Source organism: Sinomonas sp. (assembly GCF_036848755.1).
GTDB lineage: Bacteria > Actinomycetota > Actinomycetes > Actinomycetales > Micrococcaceae > Sinomonas.
In genome coordinates this window covers 1-18903 of the sequence record NZ_DAIUJO010000011.1, presented here as the reverse complement: position 1 = coordinate 18903, position 18903 = coordinate 1, and the positions used below count along the sequence as shown (strand labels likewise).

At 69.8% G+C, this 18903-nt stretch carries 18 protein-coding genes; 6 read left to right on the top strand and 12 right to left on the bottom strand.

Annotated elements, in window-relative coordinates; all coding sequences use genetic code 11:
* Positions 1–82: 82 nt before the first annotated feature.
* The 4 genes from V7053_RS03000 to V7053_RS02985 all read left to right on the top strand — a co-directional run bounded on the left by V7053_RS03000 (position 83) and on the right by V7053_RS02985 (position 3952).
* Entirely contained in the window at positions 83–922 is an 840-nt protein-coding gene (locus V7053_RS03000) for an ECF transporter S component (protein WP_334170784.1), read from the top strand.
* Position 923: 1 nt separating this feature from the next.
* On the top strand, positions 924–1742 hold the full coding sequence (locus V7053_RS02995; protein WP_334170783.1) for an energy-coupling factor transporter transmembrane component T family protein: 819 nt from the start codon (positions 924–926) through the stop codon (positions 1740–1742).
* Complete coding sequence (locus tag V7053_RS02990; RefSeq protein WP_334170782.1) at positions 1739–3277, top strand: ABC transporter ATP-binding protein; 1539 nt, start codon at positions 1739–1741, stop codon at positions 3275–3277. The genes V7053_RS02995 and V7053_RS02990 overlap by 4 nt, the downstream gene beginning before the upstream one ends.
* Before the next feature lie 63 nt (positions 3278–3340).
* Positions 3341–3952: a hypothetical protein gene (locus V7053_RS02985; RefSeq protein ID WP_334170781.1), complete on the top strand. Its 612-nt coding sequence runs from the start codon at positions 3341–3343 to the stop codon at positions 3950–3952.
* A gap of 12 nt (positions 3953–3964) precedes the next feature.
* Here the strand turns inward: V7053_RS02985 and V7053_RS02980 are convergent, their stop codons facing one another.
* The 9 genes from V7053_RS02980 to V7053_RS02940 form a co-directional block, all read right to left on the bottom strand.
* A complete protein-coding gene (locus V7053_RS02980) occupies positions 3965–6109 on the bottom strand; it encodes a 3-hydroxyacyl-CoA dehydrogenase NAD-binding domain-containing protein (RefSeq protein ID WP_334170780.1) in 2145 nt (714 codons plus the stop codon).
* On the bottom strand, positions 6110–7327 hold the full coding sequence (locus tag V7053_RS02975; protein WP_334170779.1) for a thiolase family protein: 1218 nt from the start codon (positions 7325–7327) through the stop codon (positions 6110–6112). It lies immediately after the preceding gene.
* A 116-nt stretch (positions 7328–7443) separates the two neighbouring features.
* Positions 7444–8811 (bottom strand): ribonuclease D, encoded by a 1368-nt coding sequence (locus V7053_RS02970; RefSeq protein WP_443022490.1) that lies wholly within the window; start codon positions 8809–8811, stop codon positions 7444–7446.
* A 25-nt stretch (positions 8812–8836) separates the two neighbouring features.
* Positions 8837–9448 carry a DUF3000 domain-containing protein gene (locus V7053_RS02965; protein ID WP_334170778.1) on the bottom strand — a complete coding sequence of 204 codons (612 nt, stop codon included), beginning with the start codon at positions 9446–9448 and terminating at the stop codon, positions 8837–8839.
* A gap of 72 nt (positions 9449–9520) precedes the next feature.
* Positions 9521–10606: a threonine aldolase family protein gene (locus tag V7053_RS02960; protein WP_334170807.1), complete on the bottom strand. Its 1086-nt coding sequence runs from the start codon at positions 10604–10606 to the stop codon at positions 9521–9523.
* Positions 10607–10664: 58 nt separating this feature from the next.
* On the bottom strand, positions 10665–11417 hold the full coding sequence (locus V7053_RS02955; protein ID WP_334170777.1) for an SDR family NAD(P)-dependent oxidoreductase: 753 nt from the start codon (positions 11415–11417) through the stop codon (positions 10665–10667).
* Positions 11414–12820 (bottom strand): DUF6421 family protein, encoded by a 1407-nt coding sequence (locus tag V7053_RS02950; RefSeq protein ID WP_443022489.1) that lies wholly within the window; start codon positions 12818–12820, stop codon positions 11414–11416. The genes V7053_RS02955 and V7053_RS02950 overlap by 4 nt, the downstream gene beginning before the upstream one ends.
* A 170-nt stretch (positions 12821–12990) precedes the next feature.
* Positions 12991–13455 (bottom strand): peptide-methionine (R)-S-oxide reductase MsrB, encoded by a 465-nt coding sequence (gene msrB / locus V7053_RS02945; protein ID WP_334170776.1) that lies wholly within the window; start codon positions 13453–13455, stop codon positions 12991–12993.
* A 14-nt stretch (positions 13456–13469) separates the two neighbouring features.
* Entirely contained in the window at positions 13470–13958 is a 489-nt protein-coding gene (locus V7053_RS02940; protein ID WP_334170775.1) for a hypothetical protein, read from the bottom strand.
* A gap of 92 nt (positions 13959–14050) precedes the next feature.
* Between V7053_RS02940 and V7053_RS02935 the strand changes: the two genes are divergently transcribed.
* The gene (locus tag V7053_RS02935; RefSeq protein ID WP_334170774.1) at positions 14051–15319 is read left to right on the top strand and encodes an alpha/beta hydrolase family protein; all 1269 of its coding nucleotides are present in this window, start codon (positions 14051–14053) and stop codon (positions 15317–15319) included.
* Here V7053_RS02935 and ybaK read toward each other — a convergent pair.
* From ybaK to V7053_RS02920, 3 genes are all read right to left on the bottom strand, one after another.
* On the bottom strand, positions 15313–15840 hold the full coding sequence (ybaK, locus tag V7053_RS02930; protein WP_334170773.1) for a Cys-tRNA(Pro) deacylase: 528 nt from the start codon (positions 15838–15840) through the stop codon (positions 15313–15315). The two genes, V7053_RS02935 and ybaK, sit on opposite strands and share 7 nt — an antisense overlap.
* Before the next feature lie 26 nt (positions 15841–15866).
* The gene (locus tag V7053_RS02925) at positions 15867–16337 is read right to left on the bottom strand and encodes a SufE family protein (RefSeq protein ID WP_334170772.1); all 471 of its coding nucleotides are present in this window, start codon (positions 16335–16337) and stop codon (positions 15867–15869) included.
* 86 nt (positions 16338–16423) lie between these two features.
* Positions 16424–17338, bottom strand: coding sequence for a sulfurtransferase (locus V7053_RS02920; RefSeq protein WP_334170771.1), 915 nt, complete (start codon positions 17336–17338; stop codon positions 16424–16426).
* A gap of 214 nt (positions 17339–17552) precedes the next feature.
* On the opposite strand from V7053_RS02920, the gene zapE reads away from it, so the two are divergent.
* Entirely contained in the window at positions 17553–18602 is a 1050-nt protein-coding gene (zapE, locus tag V7053_RS02915; protein WP_334170770.1) for a cell division protein ZapE, read from the top strand.
* Positions 18603–18903: the final 301 nt, after the last annotated feature.

Below are 18903 nucleotides of genomic sequence, written 5' to 3'. Positions count from 1 at the left end.
GCGTTCCCGTGCAAGCGGGGCCGCCGAGGTGACATAGGCGGACCGATCATCCAGCAACTCCCAACCGAAGGACCGCGCCCTCATGTCGCATTCCCTGACGGTCGAGGCGCCCCGCCGCTCGCCCCTGAGGACCACACTCACCGTCCTCGGCGCCGTGGCCGTCGTCGCGACCTACGCCTTCCTCATCGTCTCCCAGCCCGCCGACGTTGCGAACGGTCCCACGGCCTCTGGAGCACTCGTGGCACTCACCGGCTTCGGCATCGCCATGGTGCTGCTCTTCGCGGGCATCCTCCCGACGCTGCCGACGACGACGCTCGCCCTCATCCCGGTCGCGCTCGTGCTCAATATCGTCCTCGGCCAGTTCGTCGGCAGCACCCTCATCCCGATCTACCTCGATTCCATCGGAACCGTGCTCGTCGGATTCCTGGCCGGATCCACGGCCGGCGCCGCAACGGGCCTCCTGAGCAACCTCGTGTGGTCGTTCTTCAACCCCACCGTGCTCCCGTTCGCTGCGGGGGCGGCGGCCATCGGTGCGCTGGCAGGTCTCGCAGCGCGGTTCGGCATCGTCCGCCGCTTCTACCTCGTGCCCGTCGCGGGGATCGTCACGGGCTTTGTGGCGGCGGCCATCTCGGCGCCCATCGCAGTGATCGTCTTCGGCGGCACCGCCACCGGCGCTACGGGGGCAGTCATCGCCCTCTTCCGCGCGGCCGGTCAGAACCTCGTGCAGTCGGTCACGACGGGCGCGTTCACCTCGGATCTCCCCGACAAGCTCGTGACGTTCTCCGTCGCGGCCGCCCTCGCGTACGCACTGCCGCGCCGCAGCACTCAGCGCTTCGAGTTCGTGCGGCGTCACCGCGTGCTCGCGGGAACCAAGCCGGCCACTGCCGGGCGCGCCGACGGCGAGGCCGCCACGGCAGCATGAGGTGACTCGCCCCCAAGCCGGCCCGCCGGACCAGGTCTCGGGCGCGAGCCCGACGTCGACCCGGCTCAACCCCCTCACCGGGCTCGTGCTGGCCGGATCGGGCGCGGTCGCGTGTCTCGCCTGGGCCTCGTGGGGGGTGTGGACCGTCGTCTTCGCGGCAGCTCTCGTGGCCGCGGCGAAGGCTCGCATCCTGCGGCGCGTCATCGCCGCGGCCTCTCTCGTCGTCGTCCCGTTTGCCCTCTGGGCGCTCGTGATCCATGGGCTGTTCTTCCCCGAGGGCCGCACCGTGCTCGTCGCCTTCGGGCCCGCCCGCGTGACGTCGGAGGGACTCGCGTATGCCGGGGCGATCGTCCTCCGCACGGCGTCGCTCGTCGTCGTCATGCTGGCCTTTTCGCTGTGGGTCCGCGTTCCCGCCTTGCGCGCAGCCCTTGTGCGCAGGGGCGTGCCGGCGCAGCTCGGGTACGTCCTGGCGTCTTCGCTCGGCCTTGCGGCGACGGTGGCCGAGCGGCTCCAGCGCATCCGCGAGGCTCAGGAGGCCCGCGGCCTCGTCGTCCGGAGCGGCCCTGGTGGGCGGCTCGTCGCTGCGCGACTGCAGGTCGTGCCGCTCGTCCTCCAGCTCGTCGATGAAGCGGGGGAGCGCGCCGCGGCCCTCGAGGCCCGGGGGCACGGGCTGCCGGGGCGGCGCACTTCGTACGTCGACGAGCCGGACTCCCCGGCCCAACGCACCGTCCGCTGGGCCTTGGCTGCCGCGAGCGCGGTGCTGGTTGCCTCCGTCGTTGTCCCCGCGGTCGCGGGGGTCCTGACCGGGGGCGCGCGATGAGCGCGCCGGCGCTGGCGGCCCACGTCCGGAGCTTCGCGTACGACGACGGTGCGCCCCTCCTGCACGACGTCCGCCTGGAGCTGGTGCCCGGCTCGTTCACGACGGTGCTTGGCGCCTCGGGGAGCGGGAAGTCGATGCTCGCCAAGGTTCTCGCGGGCTGGGCCGTCGCGGGAGGGCACGGCCGCCTCGACGGCGCGCTCGAGCTTTCCCGGTCGGGCGCACGCGAGCGGCTCGAGTTCCGCGGTTCGCCCGAGGATCCGAGGCTGCGGCTCGGCGCGTGGGGCCAGCACGTGGCCTTTGTGCCGCAGCGGGCGGCCGAGCTTCTGACGGGCGCGGCCGCGACGGTGGGCGAGGAGCTCGCCTTCGCACTCGAGCAGCGGGGGACGCCGCGGGCTGAGATGCTCGCGCAGGTGGATTCCGCGGCACGAGCCGTGGGACTGGGCGAGTTCCTCGCGCGCGACCCCGGCCGGCTCTCGGGCGGCGAACAGCGCCGCCTTGCCATCGCCTGCGCGATCGTCGGGCGTCCTGACGTCGTCCTGCTCGATGAGCCCACGGCCTCTCTCGATGCCGACGGGGCTGACGCGCTCGCTCAGGTCCTCGACGCGCTGCGGGCAGTTGGAACGGCCGTCGTGGTCTTCACGGCCACGGCGGACGCACTCGCTCGGGGCGCCTCGCGGTGGCTGCTGCTCGAGGGTGGGACCGTCGTTGCGGAGGGGGCGCCGCCGGAGGTGGAGGCGGGCGCGGCGTTCGCGGCCTCCGGGGTCCTTCGGGAGGGCCCACCGTTCCTGCAGGCCGCCCGGGGGGCGTACCGGCGAGTCGAAGGATCGGCTCCCGTCGCCGAACTCGATCGGGTGACCTTCGCGTATCCCTCGGCGGGGGCCGGGCTGGGCGCTGGGTCCTTGCGCCCAGGATCCCGAGTCCTCGACGAGGCTAGCCTCGCGGTGTTCCCGGGAGAGCTCGTTGCCCTCACTGGGCCGAACGGAGCCGGCAAATCCACGTCGCTGCGGCACCTCGCAGGCCTCCTGCGGCCCCATGGGGGCCAAGTCCGGATCGGTGGTCGAGACATTCTGAGGGAGCCCGCTGGCCGCGTTGCGGCGACCGTCGGCACCCTCTTCCAGGAGCCCCGGGACCAGCTGTTCGAGCGCACCGCGCTCCGCGAGGTCGCGTTCGGCTTGACCGGACTCCGGCGGGGCCCGCTCCGGCTGACCCGCGACGAGGCCCGCGAGCGGGCGTTGGAGGCGCTGGATGCCGTGGGGCTCGCCCGCCAGGCAGACACGCACCCTTACGAGCTCTCAATGTCCGAGCAGCGGCTCCTCGCTCTCGCGACCGCCTTGGTGCGGCGCCCGCGCGTCCTGCTCCTCGACGAGCCGACTGTGGGGCTGGACCGCTTCGGTCTTGGCCGCCTCGAAACCGCGGTCCGGCTCGCAGCGGACGGCGGGGCCGCCGTCGTCCTCTCGACGCACGCCCTCAGCTGGGCTCGTCGCCAGGCCGACCGCCGCCTCGGCCTCGCGCGGGGCCGTTTCCAGGAGCTGTGAGGCGGCGAGACAGCGCGTCCGGTAGTGTCGGAGGCTGTGGCCCGGAGGGCCGGAGGAGGCAGGGTGCGATCGGCGTGGGAGCGGTGGGAGAGCTTCTGGGTCGGGGGCATGCGCCGGGGCGCGGTCTTCCGCCGATTCGACGCTGGCCTCCTCATCACGCGCGTCGCGTTCGACGACGGCGCCGGCTCGACCTTCCTGTGCGAATCACTCCTCCGGCTCACCGCGACCGGCGAGACGTGGAGCGGCTTCAGGTATCGGCAGGAGCCAGGCGGCCTGCGCTCCGGAGCGCGGCGCGATGACCTGGGCCACGGGCCGGACACCCTCCCGACGAGCGGCGAATACCTCCTCGTCGCGAGGCTGGCCCGGAGCGGCACCGCCAGGGCGACCTTCCGACGCGTGGACGAGGCCGAGCCGGCCGCCCCCGCGGCGCCAGCCGAGGTGCACCGCCGCGGTGCCGAAACGATCGACGTCCCCGAGGGGCGCAGCCTCCGCGCCGAGCGATGGGAGGTCGTCGCCGGCGGGGTGCGGGTCGGCGTGTGGTGGTCACAGGACGGCGGCCTCGTTCGGGGCGCCTCCGCTGGGGCTCTCACGTTTGCCTGCCGGGAGGAAGCCGCCCTTGGGGGGCTCGCGGCCCCCCTGGGCGGCTTCCTCCACGATGGGTTCGGGCCGGACTGAGACTGTTTCCGCTCAGCCTCCGGTGTGGAACTTCCTGCCGTTGACCCGCTCGGACGCTCCGACCCGATCGAGGTAGGGCGTGATGCCGCCCAGGTGCATGGGCCAGCCCGCGCCGAGAATCATGCAGAGATCCACGTCCTCGGGGCCGGCCACGACTCCCTCTGCGAGGAGCAGGCCGATCTCCTCGGCCAGGGCGTCTTGGCAGCGCTTCAGCACCTCATCGGCCGTCGACGGGTGATCGTCGAGCCGAAGGAGTGCCCGCGTGGACGCCGGGATCTCCTGACCGCCGTCTTCTGTCGGCGCCCAGAGGCCCTTGATCCCCGCGTCGATGAGCGCCTGCTGGTTGGCCGAGACGGGGAAGCGTTCCCCGAAAGCGGCGTGCAGCGACTCGGCGACGTGCTGCGCCACGGGAAGCCCCACCATCGCTGCGAGGGTGAAGGGGGACATCGGCAGGCCCAGCGGTTTGAGCGCGGAGTCCGCCACCTCTGCCGGCGTCCCCTCGTCGAACGCAGCGGTGACCTCGCCCATGAGGCGCAGCAGGACGCGGTTCACCACGAAGGCGGCAGCATCCTTGACGAGGACGGCGGTCTTCTTGAGCGACTTCGCAAGGACGAACGCCGTCGCGAGGACGGCATCGTCGGTGTGCGGGGCGCGGACGATCTCCACCAGCGGCATGACGGCAACCGGGTTGAAGAAGTGGAAGCCGACGACCCGTTCGGGGTGCTCGAGACCTTCCGCCATCGCCGTCACTGAGAGGGAGGAGGTGTTGGTGGCGAGGATGCACTCTGGGGAAACCACAGCCTCGACCTCGGCGAACACCTGCCGCTTGACGGCCAGTTCCTCGAACACGGCCTCGATGACGAAGTCGGCGTCGGAGAAGGCGTCCTTCGAGACGGATCCCGTGACGAGGGCCTTCGTCCGGTTCGCCGCATCCGAGGAGAGCCGCCCCTTCGCGAGCAGCTTCTCGACCTCGCCCCGGACGTAGGCAACGCCCTTCTCGACCCGGGACTCTTCGACATCGGTCATCACGACGGGGACCTTGAGCTGGCGCGCGAACAGGAGCGCGAGTTGGCTCGCCATGAGGCCTGCACCCACGACGCCCACCTTCGTGACGGGCCGGGCCAGCTTGGCGTCCGGCGCACCCGCTGGGCGTTTTCCCCGGTGCTGGACCAGGTCGAGGAACGCATAGACGGTGTCCCGGAACTGTGGGGTCTGCATGAGTTCGGTCAGGGCTTGGACCTCCAGCTCGGCGGACTCCTTCTGGCCCGCGAGCTTGCCCGCCTCGAACACGTCGAGGACCTTCCCCGGGGCCGGCGCGGCGTCGCCGGTGCGCAGTGACACCAGCCCGCGGGCGCCTTTCGCCGCGGCGTCCCAGCGTTCGGCGGCCGAGGCGTCGGCCGAGGGGTCGACGGCGTGTCGCCGCACCACGCTCTGCTCGCCCGAGAGGACGGACCCGGCCCACGCGAGCGAGCGCTCGAGGAAGTCGGCTGGTTCGAAGAGTGCGTCGGCGATGCCGAGCTCGAATGCCTCCCGGCCCCCGATCGTCCGGTTGCTGCTCAGCGGATTCTCGATCATGATCTTGAGGGCAGCTTCGGGACCGATCAGGCGCGGAAGACGGTACACGCCGCCCCACCCCGGGACGAGGCCGATGAAGGCCTCGGGGAGGCCGATCCCGTGTGCCGCCGATGAGACGGTCCGGTAGGTGCAGGCGAGGGCAATCTCGAGACCTCCGCCGAGCGCGACCCCGTTGATGAACGCGAACGTCGGTACGCCCAGATCGGCCAGCAGATCGTACGCGGCGTGGCCGAGGCGCGCCATCTGGTTACCCTGTTCTGGGTCACGGAGTTGCTTGACGGTCGTGAGGTCGGCCCCCGCCACGAGGAAGTACGGCTTCCCCGTGACCGCGACCGCGTCGAGTTCACCTCTCGCGGCGCGCTCCCGCAACGACTCCAGGGTCCGGCCGAGCTCGATGAGCGTGTTTGGCCCGAGCGTGGTCGGCTTGGCGTGGTCGAGCCCGTTGTCGAGGGTGATGAGCGCGATCCTGCGGCTGCCCGCCTCCCCCGGCAGGAGGACGTCCGTGACGAGGGAGTGCGTGACGACCTCGTTCGGTACGTGCGAGGCGAGGGCGTCGAACTGGTCGAAGACTGAGGCGCTCATTCACTCGCCCTTCCGGTAGTCGGGATGATGCGGGTTCTCCCAGATGACGGTGCCGCCCATCCCCAGACCGATGCACATCGTCGTCATGCCGTAGCGGGTCTCGGGGGATTCGGCGAACTGCCGCGCAAGCTGGGTCATGAGGCGCACACCCGAGGATGCGAGAGGGTGTCCGACGGCGATCGCGCCCCCGTAGCGGTTGACGCGTGGATCGTCGTCCGCGATCCCAAAGTGGTCGAGGAAGCTCAGGACCTGGACCGCGAAGGCCTCATTGATCTCGAAGAGGCCGATGTCTTCGATGCTCAGCCCGGCCTTTGCAAGCGCCTTCTCGGTCGCGGGGACCGGCCCGATGCCCATGACCTCGGGGGCAACCCCGGCGAAGGCGAAGGAGACGAGCCTCATCCGCGGCGCGAGCCCGAGCTCCTCGGCGGCCTCGGCCGAGGCGAGCAGGCACGCCGTGGCGCCGTCGTTGAGCCCGGCGGCGTTGCCCGCGGTGACTCGCCCGTGAGGGCGGAACGGCGTTCGGAGTGCTGCGAGGTCTTCGAGCGTCGTTCCGGGACGCGGCGGCTCGTCGGCGACGGCAAGGCCGAAGCCCTCGCCCGGGCGGCGGGTCGCGACGGGAACCAGGTCCCGCTGGATCTTGCCGTCCTCGTAGGCGGCGGCGAGCTTGGCCTGCGAGGCGACGGCGTAGCGGTCGGCGCGTTCCTTCGTGATCGCGGGGAACCGATCGTGGAGATTCTCTGCGGTGCTGCCCATGGTGAGGGCGGCAGGGTCCACGATGCGTTCTGCCATGAACCGGGGATTGGGATCGGTTCCCTGCCCCATCGGGTGGTTCCCCATGTGCTCGACGCCCCCGGCGATCACGACGTCGTACGCGCCGAAGGCGATGCCGCTCGCCGTCGTCGTCACGGCGGTCAGAGCGCCAGCGCACATGCGGTCAATGGCGAAGCCCGGCACCGTGCGCGGCAGACCGGCCAAGAGCGCTGCGCTGCGCCCGATGGTGAGGCCCTGGTCGCCCGTCTGCGTCGTCGCAGCCACCGAGACCTCGTCGACTCGATCGGCGGGAAGGGACGGATTGCGGCGCAGCAGTTCGCGGATGGTCTTGACGATGAGGTCATCGGCGCGCGTGCCGTGGTACATCCCCTTCTCGCCAGCCTTGCCGAAGGGTGTTCGGACGCCGTCGACGAAGACGACGTCCCGGATGTGCCTGCTCGATGACATGGGCGGCTCCTGGAAGTAGGGGTGATCCTGGTGGGCGGGCGACCGCCCCGATCCCCTATGTTACTGGCGAGTAACTTGAGCTGCAATGCCCTCGTTGCACGTGCGGGCCCTGAACGTCACTCGTTAGCGGCGTGCGCCTTCCTCCGCGTGCTGAGGGGCTCAGGATGCTCGAACGATTCGAGGACCGTGGGCAGCACGCGCTCGATCTGCCAGTTGCGGGCGCCGAGCTCGCGCAGCGCCTCCGCGAGGGATGCTGCAGTGAGCGGCATGGGCGGTCGCCACGCGACACGCCGTAGGTGGTCGGGCGTAAGGAGGTTCTCCGTGGGCATGTCCAGCGCTTCTGCGACGGCCGCGATCCGGGGGCGGACCGTCTGCAGCCGGGCTGCGGCTTCGGGGTCGCGGTCCTCCCATACGCGCGGGGGCGGCGGCGCGTTCGTCGGCAGATGCAGCGGCGGAAGCATCTCCGGGGGCAGGTTCCGTGCCGTCGACACGGCGCGCAGCCAGCGCGGGGCCTCCCGCTGGGCGGCGCGCCCGTGGAAGCCCTTTGTCGCGAGCAGCTGAGGCACCGTCGTCGGCATGGCGCGGGCGACGGCGACAATCGCCGCGTCAGGGATGAGCTTCCCCGGAGCGATGTCCCGCTTCTGTGCGAGTGCGTCCCGTTCCAGCCACAGCTCCCGCACCGCGGCAAGTTGCCGCCGATCCCGGATCTGGTGGACGCCGGAGGTCCGGCGCCAGGGGTCCGGCTTCGGCTCGGGGAGGCCCGCTTTGAGGATCGACTCGAACTCCTCTTCGGCGAAGCCCAGCTTCCCTTGGGCGGCAAGGAGTTCGGCCAGTTCGTCGCGGAGTTCCACGAGCACCTCGACGTCGAGGGCTGCATACCGGAGCCACGGCTCCGGCAGGGGGCGAGTCGACCAGTCCGCGGCCGAGTGTTCCTTCGCGAGCCCGAACCCGAGCAGCTGTTCGACGACCGCTGCAAGGCCCACACGGGGGAGGCCCGCGAGCCTCGCCGCGAGCTCGGTGTCGAAGAGCCGATCGGGCCACATGCCCACATCGGCGAGGCACGGGAGGTCCTGGGTCGAGGCGTGCAGGACCCATTCGACCCCGTGCAGGGCGTCACCGAGGATCGCGAGGTCGTCGAACGGTTCCGGGTCGATGAGCCACGTGCCCGCGCCCTCGCGCCGAATCTGCACGAGGAAGGCTCGCTGCCCGTACCGGAACCCTGAGGCCCGCTCGGCGTCGACCCCGGCAGGGCCGGTCCCGGCAGCGATGGCACGCGCCGCCCGCTCGAGGCCCTCCTCGGTGTCGATCACCAGAGGAACCCCTTCGCGCGGCGCGTCGAGTTCGATGACGGTGGGGATGGGAGCGGTGAATCCCTCGACGTGGACGTGGTCGGAGCCGTTCTCCGTTCCATCGGAGGCGGGCGTTGCTGCCATGTGGCCGGGTTCCGAACCGGCCTGAGTGGAGCCCTGGGACTGTGCGGTCATGATTCCCTGAGTCTACGCCCGGGTCTCAATCGCGGCGGCGCGGCAGCGGGGAGACCCCATCGGGAAGCGGTGGGAGTCCTGCGAACGTGCACACCATGTCCGACCACGCTTCGAGGTGATTCCTGACGGCCGGGCTCTGCGGAGTCCAGGAGGCCCGCAACTCGATGTCGATCGACTCGCGGCGTCCCTCGAGCGTGCCGAAGCTCTCCGAGAGGACGCGCGTTGCGGTTCCTCCCGCCGCCGCATAGTCGGCTGCGTGCTTCTCGAGCGCCTCGACAAGCCAGGTCCAGGCGACCGAACCGAGCAGTGCGTCCTCCGCCATTTCGGGCTCGAGCCTGGCCCGGATGTACGTCACGATCCGGAACGTCCCCTGCCACACTGCGGGCGGCTCGGGGTCGTGGAGCAGGATGAAGCGGCCCGTTGCGAGTTCGGGGGACACCGCGGTGTCGCTGCCCTCGCCTGGGCCCTCACCCCTGCTCGCCGGGTCGAGCACCTCGGCCTCGAGCGCCACGGCATACGGTGCGAGCCGGGCGGGTGCCGGGATCTCCTGGAGCCGGAGCTCGGGGCGGCCGACGGCGGCGCGCAGGGAGCGCAGGGCACTCAGGAAATCCGCAGGCAACTGGGCTAATGCGGTCACTCTCACAGGGTACGTCGAGGGGCCCCGGCGGGAGCCTCGTGGCACGCCGGAAACCCTCGCCGTTCCCAGCTCCTAGCGCGCGATCTCCTCGCGGAGGGCGGCTGCGAAGGCATCTACGTCGTCTTCGGACGTATCGAAGGAGCACATCCACCGCACTTCCCGGCGCGAGGCGTCCCAGTCGTAGAAGCGGAAGCGCTCGCGCAGTCGGTCGGCGACCCCCGCCGGCAGGATGGCGAACACGCCATTCGACTGCGTCTCCTGAGTGAGCTCGACGCCCTCGATCCCCTCGACTGCGGCGCGCAGCCGGGCTGCCATGGCATTCGAGTGCTCCGCGGACCGGAGCCACAGGTCGTCCTCGAGCAGCGCGAGGAACTGGGCCGAGACGAAGCGCATCTTCGATGCGAGCTGCATGTCCATCTTGCGGAGGTAATCGAGACCGTGGGCCGCCTCGGGCGCCAGCGCCACAACGCACTCGCCGAACAGCATGCCGTTCTTGGTGCCGCCGAAGGAGAGGATGTCGATTCCGGCGTCGCGCGTGAAGGCGCGCACGGGGACGCCCAGACCCGCGGCAGCGTTGGCGAGGCGGGCCCCGTCCATGTGGACCCTCATGCCGAGAGAGTGCGCGTGTTCGGTGATGGCGCGGATCTCGTCGATCGAGTAGCGCGTTCCGAGCTCGGTGGTCTGGGTGATCGAGACGGCGAGCGGTTGGGCCCGGTGCTCGTCGCCCCAGCCCCACGCCTCCCGGTCGATGAGTTCCGGCGTGAGCTTGCCGTCCTCGGTGGGGACCGCGAGGAGCTTCATGCCGCCCACGCGTTCCGGTGCCCCGTTCTCGTCCACGTTGATGTGCGCGGTCGAAGCGCACACGACGGCGCCCCAGCGCGGAATGAGCGACTGGAGCGAAAGGACGTTGGCCCCGGTCCCGTTGAAGACGGGGTAGGACTGGACGCCGTCGCCGAACAGCCGGCACATCTCCTCGTGGAGGCGGGCGGTGTAGTCGTCGCTGCCGTAGGAGGTCTGATGGCCCCCGTTCGCGGCCACGAGGGCCGCGAGCACCTGAGGATGCGCGCCCGAGTAGTTGTCGGAGGCGAAGCCGCGGACGGCAGCGTCGTGGAGGGGCCAGCCGGCGGGTCCGTCGGTGACGGTGCCGGCAGAAGCGATGGAATGGGCGGGGTGGATCGAAGTCACTGTCACAGTATTGCCTAAGGGTCGGTCCGTCTCAGATGGTGAGGTCGAGGCGTGCGCCGTTGATGGCCACGGCGTTCTCCGTGAACAGCGCGACGATGCGCCCGGCCAGGGCGTCGACGTGCGTGTAACCCGGAAACCGGCGCCCCGGCTGGGTGGCGAGCATCTCGTTGTCGAGGAGCGCTTTGACCGCGAGAACGACGGCGGCACTCATCAGGGGAGCCGCGTCCCCCGCCCTTTCGGACTGGTCGGAGGCGAAGCCCCGGGCCATGGCACGGGTCCACGCCTCGGCGGCGGCCTTGGCCGCAGCGTAGTTGGCGTAGCCGGCCCTCGGATGCTCGATGAGGGTCGAGGACACCATCGCGAATCGACCCCGTGGCGAAGCGAGCAGGTCCTCGTAGAACGCCCGGCTCGTGTTGCGGAGGGTCGTGATTCCAGTTCGCGCGAGGAAGTCCCAGTCCTCATCGGACTGGTCCGAGAGCGAATGGCCGCCGCGCCATCCGCCCACGAGGTGGGCTACGCCGTCGACCGCGCCGAACGTCTCGCGGAGCTCCGCGGCGAGCGACTGAACGGCCGCGAAGTCGGCGAGGTCGCACACTCGCTGCGGCACGCCGTCGTCCGGATCCGCGGGGCCGAACGCGCGCGCAAGGTGATCCTCGCTGGTCCCGACGGCGATTGCCGTAGCCCCCGCAGCGCGCAGGGCGGCCACGGTCGCGACGCCGGACGCCGCGCTGGCCCCGGCGACGACGACGATCGCGCCCCGCGCGCCCCGCACCTCGGGGCTCACGCGATGACGCCGGGAAGGGGCGTCTCGCCCGTGATCCCTGCCGTCGACTCGATCACACCGCGCATCTTCTTCTCCAGGGCCTCGTAGAACATGGACAGGGGGAATTCGTCGTCGAGCACCTGGTCGGTGATCTCGCGCGGCGTCCCCGTGAGGGGGAGGGCGTCGGGGCCCTTGGCCCACACCGAGGCCGGGTTCGGAGTCACCGTCCCAGAGACGAGCTCGTAGGCTGCGAGCCAGTGTGCCACCTTCGGGCGGTCGATGGAACGCCAGTACAGCTCGTCGATCGCATCGCCGAGCGCGCTGACGACCTCGGGGACCTCGGCCCAGTCGATCGCAAGCTTCGTGTCCGTCCAGTGCAGGACGCGGTGCTGGTGCATCCACGCGAACAGGAGCTGGCCGCCGAGGCCGTCGTAGTTGCGGACGCGGCTTCCGGTGATCGCGAAGCGGAAGATCCGGTCGAAGATGACAGCGTACTGGACGAGCTTGGCGTGCCGGCGCGCCTCGGGGTCTGCGGTGTCGTCGCGCTCGATCTTGACGGATTCGCGGAATGCCGTGAGGTCGCAGCGCAGTTCCTCGAGCGAGTACAGGAAGAACGGCATCCGCTGCTTGATCATGAACGGGTCGAACGGGAGGTCGCCGCGCATGTGGGTCCGGTCGTGGATGAGGTCCCACATGACGAAGGTCTCCTGCGCGAGCTTCTGGTCCGCGACGAGCTCGGCGGCATCCGGCGGGAGCTCGAGGTTGGTGACCTTCGCGGCCGCGTCGAGCACCCGCCGGAAGCGCGCCGCCTCGCGGTCGGCGAAGATCGCGCCCCACGTGAACGTCGGCACGTCCCGCATGGCGACCGTCTCGGGGAACAGGACCGCCGAGTTCGTGGCGTAGCCCGGGGTGAAGTCCAGGAAGCGGATCGGCACGAAGAGCCTGTTGCTGTAGGCCCCGGCCTCGAGCTCGGCGACGAAGTCGGGCCATACCACCTCGATGAGCACGGCCTCGACGAGGCGGTCCCGGCTTCCGTTCTGGGTGTACATGGGGAACACGACGAGGTGCTGGAGCCCGTTCACGCGGTGCAGCTGCGGCTGGAAGGCGACGAGCGAGTCGAGGAAGTCGGGCACCCCGAAGCCGGTGGCTGCCCAGGCCCGGAAATCGGCGACGGCGAGGCGCAGGTACTCGGAGTCGTGCGGGAAGTGCGGCGCGAGGCCTTCGATCCCCGCGACGAGCTGTTCGACGAGCGCCCCAGCGAGGGGGTGGTCCGTCTGCTCGGGGATCGAGCCGTCGCGCGCCTGGAGGGGCTGGAGGCGGACGGCCGCCGACTTGAGCGCCAGCCACGACGGATCGGCGGCAGCGCTCCATGCTGTGGGGACAGCTGAGGTGGTGCCTGATGTTTCGGGCGCGGCAGTCGTCACGACGGACTCGCTTTCTCTCGGTGGGGAAGCACGTGGAAGACACTGATCCGAGAGTAGCTATGAAGAAGTATCGCTAAGGCTAAAAAGCCCCTAGCAACAGAAATTCTATCGCTAGGGGTCTCTTCCTTCAGGTCGGGGACAGCGGCTGCTGGCGACCCGGCGCGCTCGGCTCAGTCCTCGTCGGGGACGAGCGTGAGGGAGATCGAGTTGATGCAGTATCGCTGGTCCGTCGGGGTGCCGTAGCCCTCGCCCTCGAAGACGTGCCCGAGATGCGAATTGCACGTCGCGCAGCGAACCTCGACCCGGTCCATCCCGAACGTGCGGTCGTGGAGGTACACCACGGCGTCGTTGGCGAGCGGCGCCCAGAATGATGGCCAGCCGCAGTGCGAATCGAACTTCTCGTGGCTCGTGAACAGCTCGGCGCCGCACGCCCGGCAGCGATAGCTGCCCTTCGTGTGGGTGTCCCAGTACTCGCCCGTGAACGCACGCTCCGTGCCTGCCTCCCGGAGCACATGGTATTCCTCAGGCGTGAGACGCTCTCGCCACTCGGCTTCGCTGCGAGCCGCGGGGGCGTGGTCGGTGTTCGGAGGGGTGTGCCGGGTCGCTGCCTCGGTTGGCTCGAATGAAGCTTCCATACCCAGCACAACGCTCAGGAGTCGCCGATGAATCCCGTCCCGGCGTACAGATGGAGGACGGGGATGCCGAGCTTCCGCTGGGCCTGATTGGCCCAGTCGGTGTGGAACGTGTCCTCGACGGCGTGGGGAAGGGTCACGACAACGGCCTGAGTGGCGCCGGACGCGCCCGCCCGTTCGGCGAGCGCAGCCACGGGATCGCCCTCGACAAGGCTTCCCGTCGTCCCGGCACCGAGACCCTCGAGCGCCGCGAGAGAGCCGTTGAGCGCCGTTTCGGCGACGGCCCGTTCGGCCGCAGGATCAGACTTGGAGGAGAGCTCCTCGAAGGCCTTCCCGAATTCGAGCATCGAGAGGTGATCGAGGAAGTCAACGACGAGGCGGCGCTTGCGACCGGACGGAACAAGCACCTCCAGCGGGGCGTCAATGCCCTCGACGAGCTCGGACACCGCGGTCCGCTCGGCAGGGCCCAACGCGACTTCGGTCAGGATGAGGATCGGCGCCGTCATGGGTTCAGACTAGCGGCCAGCCCCGGAATTCCCCACAGAGCCCCCGCAGGGGCGGCCCCTTCCGCACGCGCCCGGGCTGACAGAATGGCGGTATGTCCCGAGAACGCAAGGCCCCCCGAGAGGTTGAGTCCGATGAGGCGCTGCCCCGCAGCTTCTGGGCCCTCCTCGGCGCCGGCGTCGGTCTCGGGGCTGCTTCCGCGGTCGCAGCCTCGAGTTCTGCCCTCGCCGCCTACTTCGCGCGCCGCATCGTGACTCCCGAACGGGTGCGAACCGAGGACCAGGAGGTCCTAGCGGTCCAGGGCGCGGGTCCTGAGCGCCGGGTCATCCTCAAAGCGACTCAGGAGACCGTGGTCGACGGCGAGTACAGCTTCTTCTTCGACGGCGGGGCCGGTCACGCGCGGCTGGGGCGGCTTGAGGATTACGTCCCCGGCGAAGGAACGGTGACGCGCTCCGTCATCGCGGAATACAGCGGCGACCTCGGACGCGCGGTGCGGGGCCGCTGGAGCGGGGTCGTCTACAGCTCCCCGGGGGACCTCGGCTATGACTTCGAAGAGGTCCTCGTCGAGACAGAGCTCGGGCCCGCGCCCGCCTGGCTCGTGCCAGCCCAGAACGCTCCGACCACGACCTGGGCCATCATGGTGCATGGGCGCGGGGCCACTCGGCAGGAGTCGCTGCGGGGCCTCATCCCGGCCCGTCAGCTGGGGCTCACGAGCCTCGTGGTCTCCTACCGCAACGACGGCGACGCGCCCGCCACGCCGGATGGTCGGTACGCGCTGGGGATGACCGAGTGGCGGGACGTCGAGGCGGCGATCGGCTACGCGCTCGATCACGGTGCCACGGATATCGTCCTGTTCGGCTGGTCGATGGGTGGCGCGATCAGCCTCGCCGCCGCCGACCTCTCATCGATGCGGCAGTACATCAGAGCCCTCGTCCTCGACGCACCCGTCGTCGACTGGGTTGATGTCCTCGCCCACCAGGCCCAGAAGAACCGCATCCCGCGCGGAGTCGGACGCTTCGGCCAGTTCCTCCTTGCCCACCCGTGGGGCCGTCGGATCACCGGGATGGCCGCGCCGGTCGACTTCCGCGCGATGGACTGGGTTGCGCGGGCCGTCGAACTCCGCACGCCGACTCTCATCCTGCACAGCGTGGACGACGAATTCGTCCCCTTCGGCCCGTCAGCACTCCTTGCCGGGCGGAATCCCGAGATGGTGACGCTCGAAACCTTCCGGAAGGCGCGTCACACGAAGGAATGGAACGTGGATCCGGAACGGTGGGAGGGAACGGTGGAGGCGTGGCTTTCCGAGACGCTCGCGCCGCGGCCAGCTCCCGGCGCAGGGAGGCAGAGCCAGCCCGCTCAGTGAGCGCGAAGGCGAGCCACTGAAGCGTTGGTGAGCCGGACGAGGTCCGCCGGGGCGAGTTCGATGTCAAAGCCCCGTCGGCCACCGGACACAAGGATCGTCTCGTGCTCGAGGGCCGACTCGTCGATGGCGGTGGGAGAGGCACGACGCTGGCCGAGCGGCGAGATCCCTCCGAGGACATAGCCCGTTCGGCGCTCAGCGGCCGACGGATCGGCCATCGCCGCCTTCTTCGCTCCGAACGCGGAGGCTGCAGCTTTGAGGTCAAGGCTTCCGCTCACCGGGACGACGGCGACGCAGAGCGTTCCCCCCGCCGTCGGGCTCCTCCCGGCGCTCGTGCCGAGGTCGATGACGAGCGTCTTGAAGACCCGTTCGGCGGCGATGCCGAGGGCGCGAGCTGCCTCCAACCCGTAGCCCCCGCTGGAAGGATCGTGCTCGTAGGGGTGCGCGACATAGGCGACTCCGGCGGCGTCGAGCACAGCCGTGGCCGGTGTCCCCGGTCCGGCCGGCGAATTGCCTTTGGCCACTCAGCTTCCCCTTGAGCCTCGGAGTCTCAGGCCGTCTGCCCGAGGTGGCACTCGCCGGCTACCTTGCGCTTGATGCGGACGAGCATGGCCGTCATCCCGCGGAGCCGCAGGGGTGAGACTGCCCGGTCGAGACCTAGCTCGTGGGCGATGTCGTCCGGAACGGCGAGGATTTCGCCCGCTGTCAGGCCATCGAGCCCCTCGAAGAGGATGCTGGCGAAGCCGCGCGTCGTCGGAGCCTCCCGCGGAGCTGTCAGGAAGAGACGCACCGACTGCGAGGCGCTCTCCGTTCCAGCTTCGGTCTCGATGGCGATGAAGACCGGCGATTGGCACTCCACCACCTGCTCCAGCCGCTCGGGATGGTCGTGATAGCGGTCCGGCAGGTCGGGGAGCGACTGGGCGAACTCGAGCAGCAGCTGAAGGCGCTCGCGCTCCTCGAGTCCCTGGAACTCGTCGATGATTTCCGCAAGGGGAGCGGGGATCGTGGTATTCGTCGTCATATTCCTTCCAGACTACGCCGGGCCATGCACAGCGCGGCGGCCTCGTCGCGAGACCGCCGCGCTGCGGGAAAGCTGAGCACCGAGCCCTAGGAGAGCGGCCACGTACCTCTGTCTTCACCCTTAACAATCGGAACCCGCACGGCATTTCCCCACTCGGTCCAGGAACCGTCGTAGTTGCGGACGTTGTCGAAGCCCAGGAGGTACTTGAGAGCGAACCAGGTGTGGCTCGAGCGCTCGCCGATGCGGCAGTACGCGACCACCTCGTCGCCGGGGGTGAGTCCGGCCTCGCCGAGGTACAGGCCCTCGAGCTCCTCGCGCGACTTGTAGGTGCCGTCCTCTGCGGCCGCCCGGGCCCACGGGATCGAGGCTGCCGTCGGGATGTGCCCGCCACGGAGCGCGCCTTCCTCGGGGTAGGCGGGCATGTGGGTGCGCTTGCCCGTGTACTCGTCGGGGGAGCGGACGTCGATGAGCGGCTTGCCCAGATGGGCGAGGACATCGTCCTTGAAAGCACGGATCGGGGCGTCGTTGCGCTCGACGACGGGGTAGTCGCCTTCGATGGGATTGGGGACATCGGTCGTCAGCTCGCGCCCCTCGGCGATCCACTTGTCGCGGCCCCCGTCGAGCAGGCGGACGTCTTCGTGGCCGAAGAGCGTGAAGACCCAGAGGGCATATGCAGCCCACCAGTTCGACTTGTCGCCATAGATCACGACCGTCGTGTCACGGGAGATCCCCTTGGACGCGAGGAGCTTGGCGAATGCGGGGCCATCGACGTAATCCCGCGTCACCTCGTCGTTGAGATCCGTGTGCCAGTCGATCTTGACGGCGCCGGGGATGTGGCCCGTCTCGTAGAGCAGAACGTCCTCGTCGGACTCGACGACCGCGAGCTTGCCGCCCTCGAGCGCGCCGTCGGCGAGCTGGGCAGCGAGCCACTCCGTCGAGACGAGGCGCTCGGGGTGGGCGTAGGCAGCGAACTTCTCGTTCGTGTCGAGAGGGTAGCTCATGGCATGGCCTTTCGCTCGGCTGAGCCAAGGACGTGCGCCATCCGCGCGCGCCCCTGAAATGTCCCTTCCAGCGTAGTCAGAGCAGGCCGCGAGGGTGAGGGCCGTCGTCGCCCCTTGTCATGGGGCGCAACATGACGGCTGGGTGCGCGATATCCTTGCCACTGCCCCTCGTTCCCATGTATTGCCCCTTCGGGGCCCGAGACGGACGGATTCCTTGGCGACTGTCGCACACCTGACCACCCGCACGCCCAAAGTGTCCGTGGACGAGCTTCTTGCCGGCTTCCACCCTTCGCCGCGATTCGGCAAGGTGTCGTTCGAAAGCTACCGGCCAGACCCCGCGCAGCCCTCCCAAGCGGCAGCGGTCAGGTCGCTCCAAGACTTCGGCGCCTCCATCGATGGCCAGCGCAGCGGTGGAGGACTCCTCTCCCGGCTCTTCGGGGGAAATGGAAACAAGCCCAAGACCCGCGCCGGCGTCTACCTCGATGGCGGGTTCGGAGTGGGCAAGACCCACCTCCTCGCGTCGCTGTGGCACGCCTCGCCCGGGCCGAAGGCCTTCGGCACGTTCGTCGAGTACACCAACCTCGTCGGAGCGCTGTCCTTCCGCAAGACGGTCGAGGCGCTGAGCTCCTACCGCCTCGTGTGCATCGACGAGTTCGAGCTCGACGACCCGGGCGACACCGTCCTCATGTCCCGGCTCATGCGGGAGCTCGCCGACGCGGGCGTGAAGCTCGCAGCGACGTCCAACACGCTTCCGGGCGCCCTGGGCGAGGGAAGGTTCGCCGCCGTCGACTTCCAGCGCGAGATCCAGGTCCTCGCCGATCAGTTCGACGTCGTTCGGATTGACGGGGAGGACTACCGGCACCGGGGCCTTCCCGCAGCCCCCGCTCCGCTCCGCACGGAGGAGCTCGACGCGCGGATCAACGCCGAGTTCGACGGCGGCGTCGTCGCCGTCGACGACTTCGGGGCTCTCATGAAGCATCTCGCTGGGGTGCATCCGAGCCGCTACCGCCAGCTCATCGACGGGATCGACGGGGTTGTCTGGAAGGACGTGCACACGATCGAGGAGCAGGCAGTCGCGCTGCGTTTCGTCGTGCTGGCCGACCGTCTCTACGACAAGGACGTGCCGATCCTCGCCTCCGGTGTGCCATTCGACCAGCTCTTCACCGAGGAGATGATGGCTGGCGGCTATCTCAAGAAGTACTTCCGCGCGGTGTCCAGGCTCACCGCCCTGGCCCGAGAGGCGCAGACGAGCGAGCCGTCCTGAGGTGTCGAAGACGCAGAAATGCCGGTCCCGCCTCTCAGCGGTACCGGCATCCCTGTGACGTATCGTGGGTCGGTCCGGCCTGCGCCGGCTAAGTCGCTAGGACTGGCCCCCGAGCATTCGGGAGGGAACCTCGATCCGATCGAGCTTCCTGACGCTGATACCGGCCCCGTCCATGATGGCGTCGCTTAAAGACACGGCCACCTCCTTTCACTCAGGGAGCTACTGTGCTCCACCACGAACGATGGTAGCCACGTGTCGCGCCCAATCCAACACCCGATCGGCGTCGGGGTTTCCGAAGCGG